Source organism: Candidatus Krumholzibacteriia bacterium (assembly GCA_035268685.1).
Lineage (GTDB): Bacteria > Krumholzibacteriota > Krumholzibacteriia > JAJRXK01 > JAJRXK01 > JAJRXK01.
The window spans coordinates 1-15,805 of the sequence record DATFKK010000034.1 but is presented as its reverse complement, the minus strand read 5'-3'; the positions used below and the strand labels follow the sequence as shown (position 1 = coordinate 15,805).

The window sequence follows — 15,805 nt, the reverse complement described above, 5'->3', positions numbered from 1 at the left end:
AGAGAGAGAATCAGCCGACGACGTCCTCGCCGCCGTCGCAGGCGACGACGTCACCGCTGACGAAGGCACCGGCCGGGCTCGCGAGCACCCCGATCAAGGCGGCCACGTCGTCGGGGGTGGTCAGCCGGCGGTGGGGGTTCTTGCGGGTCGCCTCGTCGAGCAGCCGGTCGTTGCCCGGGATCTTGCGCAGGGCCGGGGTGTCGGTCACGCCGGCGCGGATCGCGTTCGCGCGGATGCCCCGGGGCCCGAGTTCGAAGGCGAGCTGGCGGAGATGACTCTCGAGCGCCGCCTTGGCCGCCGACACCGCACCGTAGGTGGGGATCACCCGGGTCCCCCCCGAGCTGGTCATTCCGAACACGCTCGAACCCTCGCCCAGCAGGCCGCGCTGGACCGCGCCCTGGGACCAGTAGACGAGGCTGTGCGCCATGACGTCGAGCGTCATCTCCAGGTTCTTGCGGGTGAGGCTGGGCTGGCCGTCCTCGTCGACGTACGGTTTCAGCGTGCCGAAGGCCAGCGAGTGCAGGAGCACCCGCACCGAGCCCGCGGGGTCGTCGCCACGTTCGGCGAGATGGGCCGTGAAGTCGTCGAGCGCCTTGTCGCGCAGGGCGTCGTCGGCGGCGTTGATGTTCACGAAGAAGGTCTCGCGGCCGGCGGCCCGGACGTCGGCGACGATCGCCTCGACGTTGGCCATCGTGGCGCGGCGATCGAGATGCACGCCGAAGACGTTCAGCCCCCGGAGAGCGAGGTGACGGGCGGTGGCGGCTCCGAAACCGCTGCTCGCGCCGAGGATCAGGGCCCACTTGCCCTCGAAGCTGGGTTCGACGGGCGGCTGACCGGTCGACGGGGTGTCGGCAGGGGTCACGGGATCTCCTGTGGGCAGGGCGCCGGCAGGCGCGGTCGACGGGTTGGCAGCGCGAGGCCGGGAGTGTAAGGCTGCACGGGAGACATGCCAAGGACGCGGCCGGATCCGGCCCGCGCCGGCACCGACCCGGCCGACGGAGGTGGACCGTGGATGAACAGGCACGCAGTGTCGAGATCGTCGTCCGGGGACGCGTACAGGGTGTCGGATTCCGGTATTCGACCGTGGACGAGGCCCGCGCGGTCGGCGTGCGGGGTTGGATCCGCAACGAAGCCGACGGCAGCGTGCGGATCGCCGCCGCCGGCACGCCCGAGCAGATCGAAGCGCTGAAGCGGTGGTGTGGCCACGGACCCGCCCGGGCCCGGGTCGACGACCTCGAGGTCGTTCCGCGCGACGGAGGATCGGACCTTCCGCTTCCCTTCGAGGTCCGGCGCTGAGCACGTCGCGCGTGCATGGTCTATCATCGGGATCCCCCGCTCCCGGAGAAGGACCCGTGCGCACCGATTCCACCGCCGTGCTGACCATCGACGTCGAGGAGTGGTTCCACGCCCACAACTACCGCGACGAGGTCGACCCGACGACCTGGGAGGGCCGGCCGCGCCGGGCCGGGACCGGCGTCGATCCCCTGCTGCGTCTGTGCGAGTCGCTGGGGATCCGCGCGACCTGGTTCGTGCTGGGCTGGACCGCCGAGCGCGACCCCGCCCTGGTGCGCGAGATCGCCGACGCCGGCCACGAGATCGGCTGCCACACCTACGCCCACCCCGTGGCCTTCGAGCAGACGCCCGAGGAGTTCCGCGAGGACGCCCGGCGCGGGCGGGCCGCGGTGGGCGACGCGCTCGGGCACGCGCCCGAGGCCTACCGGGCGGCCAGCTTCACCATTCTGCCGCAGAACTACTGGGCGCTCGAGATCCTGCGCGAGGAGGGCTTCCGGGTGGACAGCTCGCTGTTCCCGGTGGCGCACCCGCGCTACGGGAATCCGCAGGGACCGCGTGAGCCCTTCCGCCTCGGCCGCGGCGACGACGACGACCTGCTCGTGCTGCCCATGACCACGCTGCGGATGTTCGGCCGGAACCTGCCCTTCAGCGGTGGGGGCTACTTCCGTTTGTTCCCGCTGCCGCTGCTCGACTGGTGTCGCAGGCGCGTGCAACGCCGGCAGGGCGAACCGGTGGTCTACTACTTCCACCCGTGGGAACTCGATTCCTACCGGCCCGAGGTCGACCTGGGCTTCCTGCAGAACCTCCGCAGCCAGGGCGGCAAGCAGGACCTCTACGCCAAGCTCGAGCGCGCGCTGGGCGGGCAGACGCTGGTGACGATCGGTGAATACGCGGACCGGGTGCGCGCCGAGGCTCCCGTGTTCGCGGACGTCGACGCGGTGCCGCCCGTCGGCGGGCACGGGGGAGCGTCCGGGGCCGCGCCCGCGGTCAGTGGAAGCGCCAGCTGAGCGACAGGGCCATGCCGTCGGCCGTCGGCGTGGCCATGATCTTCGGTCCGCCCGACTGCTCGGCGCGCGCTCCCAGCCAGAAGGCATCGACCACGTTCCACAGGTAGAAATAGGCCGCCGAGCCCGTCGCGATCCAGCGGACGAGGCTCTTGGTGTCCTCGTCGGACCGCGCGTCGTCGAGCTCGGCGCGCAGAGCGGCGCGGTCGATGGGGGCGGCGTCGTCGATCCGGGCCTGGATGCGGTCGGCGTCGCGGCGGGCTTCGAGGAAGCGGTCCTGCAGGGCGATGGCGGCCGCGGCCGAGGCGTAGGTGAACACGGTGAACAGGTTCGCACGCGTGTCGCGGCCCAGGTAGCGTTGCCCGGCGCCGGGCACGAGGGTGCTGCGAAGGGCGGCCTGCCAGCGGTTGGCGCGGGGGATCGTGAGTTCCACCCCACCATTGCCGGTGCGGACCGCCGGGCTCGGTGTGAGCAGCCAGGACTCGACCCCGGCGCCCAGCCAGATGGCCGCGGTGAAGCCCAGCCAGAGATCGCGGACGTTCTCGGCGTCGAACTCCTCGGTCGATCCCGCGGGGGCTTCGTCGATGTCCTCGTAGGCCGTGAACAGGAAGGACGCGCCCGCAGCACCACTCAGGAGGTGGTACCAGCCGCGCGATTCCCCGTGTCGCAGATGGTCGACACCCGGCGGGAGCAGGATCGAGGTCGGCGACGACCACGGGACGCTGCGCACGCCGCCTCCGTCGACCTCGAAGCGCGCGCGGCTCGACGCCAGGCCGGCGCCATCGGTCCGGAGACGGTACTCGCCCTCGGGCAGGATCTCGATCCCCACGGCGTCACGACCGCGCGCCGACAGCGGGCCTTCGAGTTCGATGTAGGTGCCGCGCGGCAGCACGTCCAGGGACTGTGACCAGCTCGCATCCGGCAGGGCTACGGCGACCAACATGGGGATCAGGGTGCCGGTCAGCTTCGCAATTCGCCGCATTTCGCTTCCTCGGAGATGGGATCCGGGCCCGTGGGCGGCCGAACTATCGAGCAGCGGCCCCGCCGTGTAAAGGACGAGCGTCGCGGCCGCATCGACTCAGGAGCCCTTGGCGGCCAGCCGGACCGCCGCCCGGCGGCCGAGTCGTGTGTTCGGGAACCGTTCGGCCATCCGTTGGACGAGGGGGTCGATCATCTCGTCCGCGAGCAGGTTGTTCCGGCCGGCCTCGATCGACGCTCGCAGCCGATGCAATTCTTCGACCGATCCCGACGCGCGGTCGATCCACTCGAGTCGTTCGGCGTGCGCGTCGCTGTACCGTCCCTGGCGTTCGAGGGTCTCGATCAGCAGCTCCTGCAGGAGGTCGCCGTGGCCCCCGCGTGGCAATCGGTCCATGAGCCTCCGGTACGTCTGCTCGGCCCGCCGAAGTGCTTCGGCGGCCTCCGCGTGCGTGCCGCGTCGCCGGTTCAGAGAGACGATCTCCAGCGGAACCCTGAGCGCGGGCGGGGTGAGCGCGTATCTCGCCTCCAGGAGTTTCAGATCGACGAAGGCCTGGTCCCACTTCCCGCGTCGCGAGCGGATCCTCGCCGCGGACATCAGCGCGCGCGGCGCCCACTCGGCGTCGTCGTAGCGGTGGCGGATCCGCTCGTAGACGGTGAGCGCCTCGTCGAGTCGGCCTCGGTCGTCGAGTGCGTTGCCGACGGCGGTCAGGGTGCGTCCGGCGTCGGCACCGTGGTCGAGTGCCCACTCCAGGGCGGGTTCGAGGGCCTCTGGCTCGAGGTCGCCGCGCGCCAGGGCCCGGGCCATGGCCTCGACGATCCGGCGCATGATGCGCGCGTCCCCGGGTTCCGGTTCGGCGCGCGCCAGCATCGACGAGGTCAGGGGTTCCAGGATGTCGAGCGCGGTGGACTTGTCGTCGAAATCGAGGGCCAGGTCGGCCAGTTCCAGGGTGGCCAGGGCCACGTCGCGGCGTCGACCCGTCTCGATCACCCGGCGGTACTCCGCGGCCGCCCACGCGTACGCCGGCGCCTCGGCCCGTCGCTCGTCCGGCGCGAGGCGTGCGATCCGTCCGGGGGTGTCCAGGTGAGCTCTCCGATCACGCTCGGACCCGCGCACCGCACTCCAGACCCGGTGCAGGTGCTCGACCGCACGTGCCGAGTCCCCGTCGGCGAGTGCGACTCCGGACGATCGCAGATGCATGTCGACCGCGATCGGGGTTCCGGCGAAGCGATCGATCACGGCTCCGAGGACGTCGCGTGCCCCGAGGGAGTCGGCGCAGCCGGCGCGCACGTCGACGGCGCCGAGCCACGCCGTGCCCGTGATCCGGCGGAGGTCCGCCCGGTAGGGGTCGGGGACTCCGGGATCGAAACCCCATGATCCGTAGTGTGCCGCGATGGATTCGTAGCGTGCCGCCAGGGCGTCCCACTGCGCGAAGCCGTCGCCGGCCGCGTTTCCGGGGAGTGCGGCGCGATCCCGATCGGCCTGCCAGAGATGCCGTTCCGCCTGGTAGCGTACGTGGAGCGCTTCGTCGCCACACCCGGTCGACAGCGCGGTCGACAGGGCGATCGCAATCGCGAACACGACCGTTGGACTTCGCCGTCGCATCAGAGTCGGGCCTCCGCTCTCTTCCAGATCACGATCCTCGTGCTGGCTCCCAGCAGCAGGTGGAGCAGGAAGAGTTCGGCGAGCAGACGCAGGAAGACGATCAGTGCGAAGGCTTCGGGGTGAGCGGCCACGCGGTCGGTTCCGACCGGCCCCACCAGCGCGGCGAAAGGAAGCGTCACCGCCGCCCAGATCGCGACCAGGACGAAGCTCCCGATCGGTTCCGTGGAGGCGATCCCGTACGACCGGCCGACCGCCCGCCAGGCCGGCGCACCGAGCCCGGCCTCGGCGACGGCGTAGAGCAGGAAGGTGCCCAGCAGGGCCATCGCACCCAGGCGCACGCCGAGCAGAGCGACGCCGAGTTTCCCGCCGCGCTCCTGCAGTGCCTCGGGCAGCAACAGGAACAGTCGATCGACCCCGAACTGCAGAGCGAGGAGCAGTCCCACGACCAACAGGACGTGCAGCACGGAGCCGAGGGTCGATCCGCGCGCGTGCCGGGTGATGTAGTGGTTCGCGAACGACCGCACCGTCAGGGTGATGGCGACCGTGCCCACGGCGACGATCACCAGGAGGTCGATCCGGGCGAACATGACCGGGAGCTCGAGCAGGTGCGTGGGGTAGTGCGTGGACTCCGGACCGCCCAACGCCGTCACGAGGGGCTTGCCGGCCGTGACCAGCTCGGGCCGGTGGAACAGCATGAGCAGCAGCAGCACGAAGGACCGGACGATCGTGAGGACGGTGAGGGAGGTCCAGGTCGAGAGGTCCCGCCCCAGCCGGAGCGGACCCTTGCACGCCCACCACGCGACTCCGAGGGAGCGGATCAGGCTCAAGACGTCTCCAGCTGTTTCAAGGGAGGGGATCGGGGGCCACGGTCACGAGGGCGATGTTGTCCTCACCACCGGGGTTGCCGTCGACACCGTCGAGCGCGAGTTCCATCAGGGAGGTCGTGAAGGTCTCGGGATCGGGGCCGGTTCGCGCGAAGACGTCGTGGATGTGACGAGGTCCGATCGAGGTCCCCGGCGACCGATAGTGACACTCGTCGATGCCGTCGCTGAACACCAGCACACGTTGTGCCACCGACAGTTCGAAGTCGAAGCCCCGCGCCCGGCCGGGATCCAGCGAACCCGGGGCCCGCGGGTTCACGTAGTCGGTGCTGGGCATGGTGCGCCGACGGGCGCCTTCGGGGTCGACCGTCACCACCGACACGTCGCCGAAGGTGAGGCCGAACGCCCTCTGCCGATCCCGGTCGACGACGGCCAGCGCCACTGCGCTCTCCGAGCGGGTCGGGGGGGCATCGATGCGCAGCGACCGGAACAGAGTGCGTAGTCCGTCGGGATCCGACGGGATCCGGTCGACGCGGTCGGGCAACACCGCGGCCAGGTCGTGGCTGCTCTCGATGCCCCAGTGGGCATCGGCCACGAGGATCAGGATCCGCCCCTCGTCGCGGAGCACGGCCAGGGCGTCTTCGTTGGGCTGGCGTGGGTCGCCCTTCGACCTCATCGATGGCACGAGACGTGCCCGGCCGACACTGATACCGGCCGCGATGCTCCCGTCCGACATGGTCCCGACATGGACGTGTCCGAAGTCGGCGTGCTCGCGGCCGAGCAGGACGAGGGATTCGGGTGCGCGGCTGGGAACCATCGGGCCTCGCTCGTGGCGTTCGGGAAGGGTCGACCATCGCACCGCCCGATCCGGCATGAGGGGACGCGACGCACCGTGCACGTCAGCCTAAGGCGTGCAGTTCCAGGTTCAAGATCGGTTTTGAGGGATGTTCGCCCTCGGGCCGGTCATGTACAATACCAAAGGAAAGCAGGGGGCCCCTTCCGACCAACGACAGTGCACGCGCCCGATCCGGCGTCCCTGGGGACTTCGGAACACGAGTGCATGGTTCGGGGTTGGTGGGGTCGTGGTCTCATCGGAGAGTCGAGGACGGATCCATGTTCGATTTCCGACGGCATGTCGAGCGGTTGCAGTCCGACGGGTGTTCGCTGCTCGTCGTGTTCGCCGCTCTCGCGGTGCTCGGACTGTCGAGCGCACCCGCGGCGGCGCAGGACGACACGGAGGGCGGTGCTGCGGCGTCGTCGGGTCCGGCGGCGACCTCGCCGTCGGACGACCAGTACGAGTTCGGTCCGCAGGACGTCGTCCAGGTCGAGGTCTTCGGCCGCGAAGGACTGTCGACGACGGTGACCATCGACCCCGCCGGTCGGATCCAGGTTCCCATGCTGGGGACGGTCGACGTCGCCGGTCGAACCCCCGCCGAACTGACCGACGAACTGACGCAGCGCTACCAGTTGCTCGATCCCGGGATCGAAGAGGTGCTCGTGTCGGTGGCGCGCTACGGCAGCCGGACGCTGACGATCCTCGGCCAGGTCGGTAACCCCGGCACCTACGGCTTCCGGGAGCTTCCCGACCTTTGGGAGGCGTTGCTGACGGCCCAGGGAGCCACCGACGACGCCGCGCTCGGAAGCGTGCAGATCGTGCGCCGCGACCGGCGGCCCGACGAGCCCAGGACGCTGCGGGCGGACCTGTCGCGCGGCATCGAGGACACGCCGCCCGGGGCCGTTCCGGAACTCCGGCCGCGGGACACGATCGTGGTGCCCGCCCTGGGCGGACGACTGCCCGAGGGCGATGCCTTCCGGATCCTCGGTGCGGTGGGCCAGCCGGGCAACTATTCCATGATGATGGCCGAGAACCTCCTCGACGCCATCGGCGTGGCCGGAGGCACCGAGCCCGGAGCCGATCTACGGTCGGTCCGCCTCCTCCGGCGGACTCCGCTGGGTTCCATGGCCTACGAGATCGACCTCGAAGGGTATCTCCACGAGGCGAACCCTCCCGGCGGTCTGGCGCTCCGTCCCGGCGACACGATCACCGTCCCCCCGGAGGAAGGCTTCGTGCAGAGGATCAGCGAAGTCCTGGCGCCGTTCCTGTCGGTGGCAACGGTCGTCGTTCTCATCCAGCGTGCGAGCAACTAGCGAGGGTCGAGGTCCCACACCGATGATGAACCCCGAAGTCGATCACCAGATCGATCCCGTCCAGTACCTGCGCATGATCTGGCGCCGCCGTTGGATCGTGGTGCTCTGCGCGATCACGGTCCTGTGTGGCACGCTCGTGGGGCTGCAGTTCGTTCCCGACGTCTACGTCTCACAGGCCACGTTGATGGTCGACGATCAACAGCGTCTGGCCGGTGAGTTGCGGAATCTGATGAGCGGACTGGGGGCCGAGGCCACCGGGCAGCTGGCCGAAAGACAGCGGCGCGACGAGCTCCAAAGCCGCATCATGAGCCGTCCGTTCCTCGAGCGTGTGGTCCGTCTGCTGCGCATCCACGAGGATCCCGGGATCCGGGAAAGAGCGGTGCGCGCGCTCGACGGGTCCGCCGATCTGTCGCGCGAGGACATGGCGGTCCACATCGCCGTGATGGAGCTGCGCGACAAGGTCGGTCTGTCGCAGGGTGGGGTCGGCATCTACAACATCCGGGTGCGGGACACCAGCGCCCGGAACGCGCAGCTCCTCGCCCAGTGGATCAGTGAGCTGTACGTGGACATGTCGGCGCAGACCGCCCTCGAGAACCTGAACAAGGCCCGGGACTTCGGTCAGGAGCAACTGAAGATCTACGAGCAGCGGCTGGCCGAGGCCGAGAGCGAACTCGAGCAGTACAAGCAGCTGCAGATCCAGGAAGACCTGTCGCAGGGTACGGTCACCGAGCAGAACATCAGCGCCGCCGAGGCGCTGTACCGCAAGATCCTGGACGAAGCCGAACTGGCGCGGATCCGCACGCTGCCGTTCGCGACGGCCCTGTCGAGGAGCGAGTTGGCCGGCGCCCAGGATCGCGTGGCCGACGACTCGCGGGTCCGGAACCAGGCCCGCGGGTTGAGTTCGGCGCTGATCGAGGACGTGCGCAATCGGTTGCTGTCGTCCGAGGGTGGGCAGAGCGCCGAGTGGCCGCCGCAGGGCAGCTACACCACCATCCGTCGTGGACTGCTCCAGTTGCTCGAGCGTGTCGTCGAGGCCATGTACCCCGAGGCCGCGTCGTCCAGCCGCGACGCGCTCGCGCGCCTGGTGTTCACCAGCCTCGATCGCGATGCGCAGGACGCGGCGGCGGAGTTCCTGGGACAGGAGATCTCACAGTTCCGGCGCAAGGCGCAGCTCGGTCCGCGCGGCGAAATGGAGCTGGCCCGTCTGCAGAACGAAGTCCAGACGGCCCAGGACGTCCTGCAGTCCTTCAAGGCCCAGCTCGTGGCCAGCGACGTGAGCCAGGCCGTCGCCGCCACCGACATGGGTCGCAAGATCGAGATCGTCGATCCCGCGCAGACTCCCATGAAGCCGACGGAGCCGAACCGCTCCAAGATCCTGTTCGCGGCGATCCTCATGGGTCCCTTCTTCGGAATCCTGCTCGCCCTGGCCGTCGAGGTGGCCGACTCGACCCTGCGCTCGCTCCACGACTTCGAGCGGGCCTTCGACGGGCCGATCATCGGCACCGCACCGCTGATCATGCGACAAGCGCGCTCGCGCCGTCGGGTGCGCGACTTCGCGGTGCCCGCGGCCATCACCCTGGTGCTGGTCCTGACCGTGGCGTTCTTCCTGTCGAAGGACACGGTGTTCGAGGAGACCGGCGCGATCACCCGGCCGGTCGTCGTGGTCGACCCCGACTCGGGAGGCTCGTCGTGAAGACCATCGATCGCATGCAGACCAACTGGCTGCTCGCCTCGGAGATCAACAAACTCGAGGCCCGGGTCTGGAGCATGAGCCGCCGCGAGGGCCTGAAGACCATCCTCTTCACGAGCGCCCTGCGGGGCGAGGGCAAGAGCACCACCGTGGCGCATCTGGCCACCGCCCTGGGCATGTACCCGGACCGACGGATCCTGGCCATGGACTTCGACTTCCGGATTCCCGCCATGAACCAGCACTTCGAGCTGAGCGGGTTCACCGGGATCGACCGCGTGCTCCAGGGAAAGGCCTCGATCGACGAGGCGATCATTCGCACGGAGCTGCCGAGTCTCGACGTCACGCTTCCGACCGAGGGCGGAGCCGATCCTGCGCTGCTCCTCCGCACCCGCGATCTGGTGTCGTTGGTGGATTCGTTGCGTGATCGCTACGACCTGATCCTGATCGACTCGCCGGCGATCGTGCCGGTGGCCGACGCCACCATGCTGTTGCCCGTGACCGACGGGGTGATCCTGGCGGGCATGGCGGGGCGTTCGACCGAGTCGCAGCTGAAGCGGGCACGACAGATCTGCGAGAGCGTCGACGCACGGGTCGTGGGGCTCGTGGTGAGCAACGTGGAGGAAGCGGCACCCGAGTACACGGCGTACCAGAACAACTACGAAGGCTACCAGCAGGCGGCGCCGGTTCCCGCCGGGGCCGACCCCGCCTCGGCGCCGGACTCGGGTGGGCGCCGGTCGAAGAACCCGCTCCGGCGTCGCGAGGGGCGCTGAGCGCCATGGACCTCCACGGAGTGCTGGCGCGAAGGGTGTTCGTTCCCCTGTACGAGCGCAGATGGGGCGTTGCCGACCCTGCGCTCGACCGCGAGCTGGCGCGCAGCCAGTTCCAGGACGAAGAGCAGATCCGCGATCGGCAGCTCCAGCGGCTGCGGGAACTCCTGGGGTTCGCGGCGGAACGCAGCCCCTTCTACCGCCGGCGATTCCGCGACGCGGGGTTCGAGCCGGGCGACCTGAAGGACGTCGCGGACCTGGCGGGCCTGCCCCTGCTGACGAAGGACGACATCCGCGGTCATGGCGACCAGATCCTCAGCGAGGGATTCGATCGCGACCGGTTGCTCCGTCGCCGGACCGGCGGGTCGACGGGCGTGCCGCTCCATCTGTACTGGGACGCGGGGGCTCACACGTTCAAGAGTCGGCTCACCAGACGACACGATGCCTGGGCGGGGCATCGACCCGGCGTGCGGCGCGCAGCCCTGTGGGGAGATACCGACAAGCAGTACCCGTGGAAGGTGAGGGTCCACAAGGCCCTGTGCGAGCGAACCGCGTTCCTGGACACCCTGGAGATGGACGAAGCCCGGCTCGACGACTTCGTCGACCGCCTGCGCCGGTTTCGCCCCCGGGCCCTGATCGGCCACGCGCATTCGATCTACTTCTTCACCGAGCACCTGGTCCGCCGAGGCATCGGCGACATCGCCTTCGACGGGATCATCTCCACGGCCGAGACCCTGTCCGATGCCGAGCGCGAAACGGTGGAATCGGTGTTCGGGCCGGTGGTCTTCGACCGCTACGGCTGCGAGGAGGTCGCGCTGATCGCGTCGGAGTGCGAGGCGCACGACGGTCTGCACGTGGCGGCGGAGGGAATCCTCGTCGAGGTGCTCGACGGCGACCAGACCACGCCCGGACGCGTGGTGCTCACGGATCTGGTGAACCGCGGGATGCCGCTGATCCGCTACGAGGTCGGGGATCTGGCCACCACGCGGAGCGGCACCTGCGGCTGTGGCCGCGGGCTTCCGCGTCTCGGCCGGGTGTACGGCCGCACCAGTGACATCCTCTTCGCGCCCGATGGTCGCAGGATCTCGGGGATCTCGATCCTCGACACGTTCATGATCCACCTCGAGGGCGTGAAGCAGGCACAGATCGTCCAGGACGCGCTCGATCACGTGCAGGTGCGGGTGGTGCCGTCGGATCGTTACTCCGACGACACCACGGCGGCGCTCCGCGCGACGATCCGGCAGGTCTTCGGCGACGAGATGCGGAGCACGGTCGAGCGGGTGGAGCGGATCGAGCCCACGCCGCGCGGGAAGTACCAGTTCTCGATCTGCGAGATCGAGGATCCGTCGGTGATCCGTTCCTGATCCATCCCGGATCGTGGCCACCCCGCGGCAGGCGGCACGGAAGAAGCGAAGGCGTATGACGACCCGACCAGGACGAACCCTCCGAGGTGGAGCCCGATGGCTCTGACCCCCCGAGACCGCATGGACTTCCTGGCATTGCGCCCGGAGTCCGACCCGTCGAGCCTGGCGCAGGTGCGGCGGGCGATCCGTGTGCTGGCCGTGGCGGGGCTGGGCCTGCTGGTGGGGTTGGGGCTGATCAAGGTGCCGGCGGTCTTCATCGCGGGCGCGATCCTGGTGTCGCTCGCCGTGGCCGCCATCCTCCGGTGGCCCTACGTGGGCCTGTTGCTGTACGTGGTGATCTACATCACCCAGATCGCCGATCTGTACCCCGAGCTCAAACCCCTGCGCCCGGAGCGGTTGATCGGGGTGATGACACTGGCCGCGCTGTACCTGCGGCAGCTCCGCGAGGAGGGGCGGATCTACATCGATCGGTCGCCCACGACCATCTGGCTGATCGTCCTCTTCGCCGCCGTCGTCAACTCGGTTCCTCTGGCGTGGTGGCCCGGGAAAGCGGTCGAGGGGGTGGTCGAGTTCATCAAGATCCTGGTGTTCTACATCCTGGTCGTGCAGTTGATCGATTCGAAGACCCGGCTGCGGACCTTCATGATCCTGTACACGGCCGCGATGCTGTACATCGCCCTGGACGGGATCACCAACTACCTGGCCGGGAACGTGAGGGTGAAGCCCGACGGCGAGCGGCTGATCGGATCGACGGACGTTTCGGGCGGTCCGAACCAGATGGCCGCCACCATGGCGGCGAGCTTCCCCATCTTCTTCCTGCTGGCGAAGTGCCGCGCCATCGGGTGGTGGCGAGTCCTCTATGCCGCCGGGACCATTCTGGCCACCATCGTCGTGATCCTCACGAACTCGCGGTCGGGAATGATCGGGTTCCTCGCGGGAATGGTCTTCACGTGGATGACGTTGCGGCGCCGTTTGGTCGCCCTCGTGATCGGGATCCCGATCGTGTTCGCGGCGTGGCTCATGATGCCGGGCGAGTACCAGGCGCGCTACGCCACGCTGAGCAATGCGAGCGAGCAGGGGACGGCGAAGACGCGCTACGAGTTGTGGACGAAGGGGTGGTTGATGTTCGTCGATCATCCGCTCACCGGTGTCGGGATCAACTGCTACATTACGGCGAACCCCACCTACTCCGAGAGGACGGGACTGGACAAGGAGCCGTACCACGCCTCCCATTCGCTCTACGTGCAGCTCGTGTCGAATCTCGGACTTCCGGGGTTCGTTGCCTTCATGGGCTTCCTCGCCATGTTCAGCTGGACGCTGCTCCGTGTGATCCGGGCCACTCGAAGAGACCGCGCGTGGGAGTTCGAGCGTGTCTTCCTCACCGGAGCGTTGATCGCCGTCGGGGCGCTGCTGGTCGCGGGTGTCTTCGGGCACAACCTCATGAGGAGGCAATGGTACATCTTCGCCGCAGTGGGGGTGGCGGCGGCGCGCATCTACTTCCATGCTCCCGACGCCGAAGCACAACGCGAAGCAGGGCAGCAGACGACGGATCGGATCCCGGCTCCCGCCGACCCGGCGGCTCGGATCGCGGAGAGGTGACGGAAGAGCAGTGGGTGGCAAGGCGCTCGGGATCCGTCCCGGCATGATCCGCGACACCTTCCGCCACGCGGCGGTGTACAGCGTGGCCACCATGGCGGGCCGGATCATCGGCTTCGTCATGTTGCCGTTCTACGCGAACATCCTTCGCGACGTGGGCTACGGCGTGATCGGGATGATCGATGCGTCGCTGTTCCTGCTGACCAGCTTGATCGGCTACAACCTGCACGGCGCGATCACGCGAATCTACCACGAAGAGCCCGACCCGGCGGCGAAGCCGACGGTGGTGTCGACGGGCACCTGGCTGGCGGGCCTGGTGGTCCTGGCGCTGGCGCTGGTGGGTGCGGTGTTCAGCAAGCCGGCCTCGACCCTCCTGCTGGGCACTCCTGAGCACTGGGATCTCATCTGCATGGCCCTGGTGACGTTTGTCTGTGGCATGGTCATGCAGTCCGCCATGTCGATCCTGATCATCACCAGGAGATCGGCGATCTTCTCGATGATCTCGATCGTGAAGCTCGTGATCAGTTTGAGCCTGAACATCTATCTGATCGTGATCCTCCGCCTGGGCCTGTTCGGTTACTTCCTGGCCGGAATGATCTCGGCGCTGATCGGCTTGGCGATCAGCCTGGTCGTGCTCAAGCACTACTGCGGATTCCGGTGGGACCGGGGCTTCGCGCGAAGCCTCTACCAGTACCAGTATCCGTTGATCCCCGGCTCGCTCACGCGCTTCGGTGCCCGCCAAGCGGAGCGGGTCATCGTTCGCTACCAGATCGACCTGGCCACCGTCGGCGTGCTCGAGATGGCCTACAAGTTCCCGGTCCTGATCAACATGCTGGTCATCAATCCCTTCAACAAGAGCTGGGGGACCAAGGCGCTCGAGATCGCAGACGAACCCGGTGCGCCGCGCCACATCGCCAACATGTTTGTCTATTTCTTCTTCATCTCCACGGCCGCGTTCCTGGCGCTGGCCGTGAACATCGAAACGGTGTTGAAGTTGCTGACACCGCCCGAGTTCTGGCCGGCGGCCCGGGTCGCCCAGATCGATGCCGCGCAGGTCGTCATGTCGGGCGCGGCACTGTATCTGGGCTTCGGGTTGTACTACGCCAAGAAGACCGGCGTGCTGGCGCGGATCACCATCGTGACCTCGGTGTTCAAGCTCGGACTGTCGTTCGTGCTGATCGGCATCTGGGGGCTCTACGGTGCGGCCTGGTCGGGGCTGTTGACGGCCCTCGCGATGGCCGTGGCGCAATGGATCCATTCCCAGCGATACTATCGATTGCCCATCGACTGGGGGAAGATCGTTCTGATCGCGGTGTGCGCGGGGGGGCTGATGATCGGGATCGGTCAGATCGACGTGGCGTCGGTGGCCGCCTGGGGAGAGCCCGTGCTCGGCTGGGTCCAGGGGGAACTCGAGGGTCTACGGGGGACCTGGCTGGGCGATCTGAAAGAGGGCAAGGTGATCCGTTTGGTGCAGGAGAGGACCGATCTGGTGCTCGACCTGGCGGTGCGCACCGCCCTGGTGGGCACCTTCTTCCTGCTGCTGCCGGTGGTGCACGTGGAGACCCAGAGAAAGGTGCTGGCGCTGGCGAAGAGAGTGCGAGGGGCGGGCTAGCCGCAGGAAGCGGTCGGGGCGCAGGTTCCCGTGGAGGCGATTCCGATGCAGGATGTGCGGATTTCGGTGGTGGTTCCCTGCTTCAATGCAGAGCGATATGTCGCACGAACGCTCGACTCCATATTGGCCCAGGACGTTCCGGCAGCCGAGGTGATCGTCGTGAACGACGGATCGACGGACGGAACGCGCGGGGCCGTCGAGCCCTATTCGGACTCGATCCGGTATCTCGAGATCCCGAACTCGGGTGGACCCTCGAAGCCACGGAACATCGGGATCGAGCAGGCGACCGGCGACGTGATCGTCTTCTGCGATGCGGACGATCTGATGTTGCCGGACAAGCTGGCGGAGACGGTACGGGTCTTCGCTCAGTATCCCGAGGTCGATTTCCTGTTCACGAACTTCCTGATCTGCGGCGAGACCGACCAGGTTCTGGTGCCCGATTTCCTTGCCCGCTACCATGACTTCCGGTCTTCGCTGCGCCCGACCTCCGACCCCGGTGTGTATCTGATGGAGGGAAGAAACGCCTTTCGTCACTTGCTGAGGGCCAACTTCATCGGCACGTCCAGCGTGGCCTGCCGGGCGAAGGTTCTCGCCGACGTCGGCGGCTTCGACGAGTCGATGGCGAATTCCGAGGACGTGGACCTGTGGCGCCGGATCGGTCTTCACGGGACGACCTTCGGGTTCGTCGACCGGATCCTGCACCGGTATCGCTACCACGAGGAGAGCGTGTCGCACGGGGGGAGCAAAGTGTTTCCGGGTCAGATCGCGGGACTGGAAAAGCAGCTACAGAACTGCGAAGTGCCCGCGGATCGTGAACTGGTCGATCGGCGCATCCACGATCTTTGGCTGGGTTACGGGATGGCCTTGCGCCGGGAGGGGGAGATGGCGCGGTCCCGGGAGGCCTACCGCACGGCGCTGGCCGCGCGGGT

The 15,805-nt window shown here is 68.3% G+C and carries 14 protein-coding genes; 9 read left to right on the top strand and 5 right to left on the bottom strand.

Going from position 1 to position 15,805, the window contains the following annotated elements; genetic code table 11:
* Positions 1–10: 10 nt before the first annotated feature.
* Positions 11–862 carry an SDR family oxidoreductase gene (locus VKA86_03360; GenBank protein HKK70228.1) on the bottom strand — a complete coding sequence of 284 codons (852 nt, stop codon included), beginning with the start codon at positions 860–862 and terminating at the stop codon, positions 11–13.
* A gap of 146 nt (positions 863–1,008) precedes the next feature.
* On the opposite strand from VKA86_03360, the gene VKA86_03355 reads away from it, so the two are divergent.
* A complete protein-coding gene (locus VKA86_03355) occupies positions 1,009–1,296 on the top strand; it encodes an acylphosphatase (GenBank protein HKK70227.1) in 288 nt (95 codons plus the stop codon).
* 56 nt (positions 1,297–1,352) lie between these two features.
* On the top strand, positions 1,353–2,300 hold the full coding sequence (locus VKA86_03350) for a DUF3473 domain-containing protein (protein HKK70226.1): 948 nt from the start codon (positions 1,353–1,355) through the stop codon (positions 2,298–2,300).
* Here the strand turns inward: VKA86_03350 and VKA86_03345 are convergent.
* The 4 genes from VKA86_03345 to VKA86_03330 all read right to left on the bottom strand — a co-directional run bounded on the left by VKA86_03345 (position 2,281) and on the right by VKA86_03330 (position 6,516).
* Positions 2,281–3,279 (bottom strand): hypothetical protein, encoded by a 999-nt coding sequence (locus tag VKA86_03345; GenBank protein HKK70225.1) that lies wholly within the window; start codon positions 3,277–3,279, stop codon positions 2,281–2,283. The genes VKA86_03350 and VKA86_03345 overlap by 20 nt on opposite strands.
* A gap of 96 nt (positions 3,280–3,375) precedes the next feature.
* Complete coding sequence (locus VKA86_03340; protein ID HKK70224.1) at positions 3,376–4,854, bottom strand: hypothetical protein; 1,479 nt, start codon at positions 4,852–4,854, stop codon at positions 3,376–3,378.
* A 23-nt stretch (positions 4,855–4,877) separates the two neighbouring features.
* Complete coding sequence (locus VKA86_03335; GenBank protein HKK70223.1) at positions 4,878–5,705, bottom strand: hypothetical protein; 828 nt, start codon at positions 5,703–5,705, stop codon at positions 4,878–4,880.
* 16 nt (positions 5,706–5,721) lie between these two features.
* Positions 5,722–6,516: a hypothetical protein gene (locus VKA86_03330; protein HKK70222.1), complete on the bottom strand. Its 795-nt coding sequence runs from the start codon at positions 6,514–6,516 to the stop codon at positions 5,722–5,724.
* 296 nt (positions 6,517–6,812) lie between these two features.
* Between VKA86_03330 and VKA86_03325 the strand changes: the two genes are divergently transcribed.
* The 7 genes from VKA86_03325 to VKA86_03295 form a co-directional block, all read left to right on the top strand.
* Positions 6,813–7,847 carry a polysaccharide biosynthesis/export family protein gene (locus tag VKA86_03325; GenBank protein HKK70221.1) on the top strand — a complete coding sequence of 345 codons (1,035 nt, stop codon included), beginning with the start codon at positions 6,813–6,815 and terminating at the stop codon, positions 7,845–7,847.
* 22 nt (positions 7,848–7,869) lie between these two features.
* Complete coding sequence (locus VKA86_03320) at positions 7,870–9,540, top strand: GNVR domain-containing protein (protein HKK70220.1); 1,671 nt, start codon at positions 7,870–7,872, stop codon at positions 9,538–9,540.
* Positions 9,537–10,307, top strand: coding sequence for a CpsD/CapB family tyrosine-protein kinase (locus tag VKA86_03315; GenBank protein HKK70219.1), 771 nt, complete (start codon positions 9,537–9,539; stop codon positions 10,305–10,307). Before VKA86_03320 ends, VKA86_03315 begins: the two co-directional genes overlap by 4 nt.
* A gap of 5 nt (positions 10,308–10,312) precedes the next feature.
* Entirely contained in the window at positions 10,313–11,668 is a 1,356-nt protein-coding gene (locus VKA86_03310; GenBank protein HKK70218.1) for a phenylacetate--CoA ligase family protein, read from the top strand.
* A gap of 96 nt (positions 11,669–11,764) precedes the next feature.
* Positions 11,765–13,267: an O-antigen ligase family protein gene (locus VKA86_03305; GenBank protein HKK70217.1), complete on the top strand. Its 1,503-nt coding sequence runs from the start codon at positions 11,765–11,767 to the stop codon at positions 13,265–13,267.
* A 10-nt stretch (positions 13,268–13,277) separates the two neighbouring features.
* Complete coding sequence (locus tag VKA86_03300; protein HKK70216.1) at positions 13,278–14,876, top strand: lipopolysaccharide biosynthesis protein; 1,599 nt, start codon at positions 13,278–13,280, stop codon at positions 14,874–14,876.
* A 45-nt stretch (positions 14,877–14,921) separates the two neighbouring features.
* Positions 14,922–15,805: glycosyltransferase (locus VKA86_03295; protein HKK70215.1), on the top strand; the 884-nt coding region annotated here is incomplete at its 3' end.

Excerpts from the sequence above, each read along its gene's own strand:
- VKA86_03345 (HKK70225.1), bottom strand. The coding sequence starts at position 3,279 with ATGCGGCGAATTGCGAAGCTGACCGGCACCCTGATCCCCATGTTGGTC.
- VKA86_03330 (HKK70222.1), bottom strand. The coding sequence starts at position 6,516 with ATGGTTCCCAGCCGCGCACCCGAATCCCTCGTCCTGCTCGGCCGCGAG.
- VKA86_03325 (HKK70221.1), top strand. The coding sequence starts at position 6,813 with ATGTTCGATTTCCGACGGCATGTCGAGCGGTTGCAGTCCGACGGGTGT.
- VKA86_03320 (HKK70220.1), top strand. The coding sequence starts at position 7,870 with ATGATGAACCCCGAAGTCGATCACCAGATCGATCCCGTCCAGTACCTG.
- VKA86_03310 (HKK70218.1), top strand. The coding sequence starts at position 10,313 with ATGGACCTCCACGGAGTGCTGGCGCGAAGGGTGTTCGTTCCCCTGTAC.
- VKA86_03305 (HKK70217.1), top strand. The coding sequence starts at position 11,765 with ATGGCTCTGACCCCCCGAGACCGCATGGACTTCCTGGCATTGCGCCCG.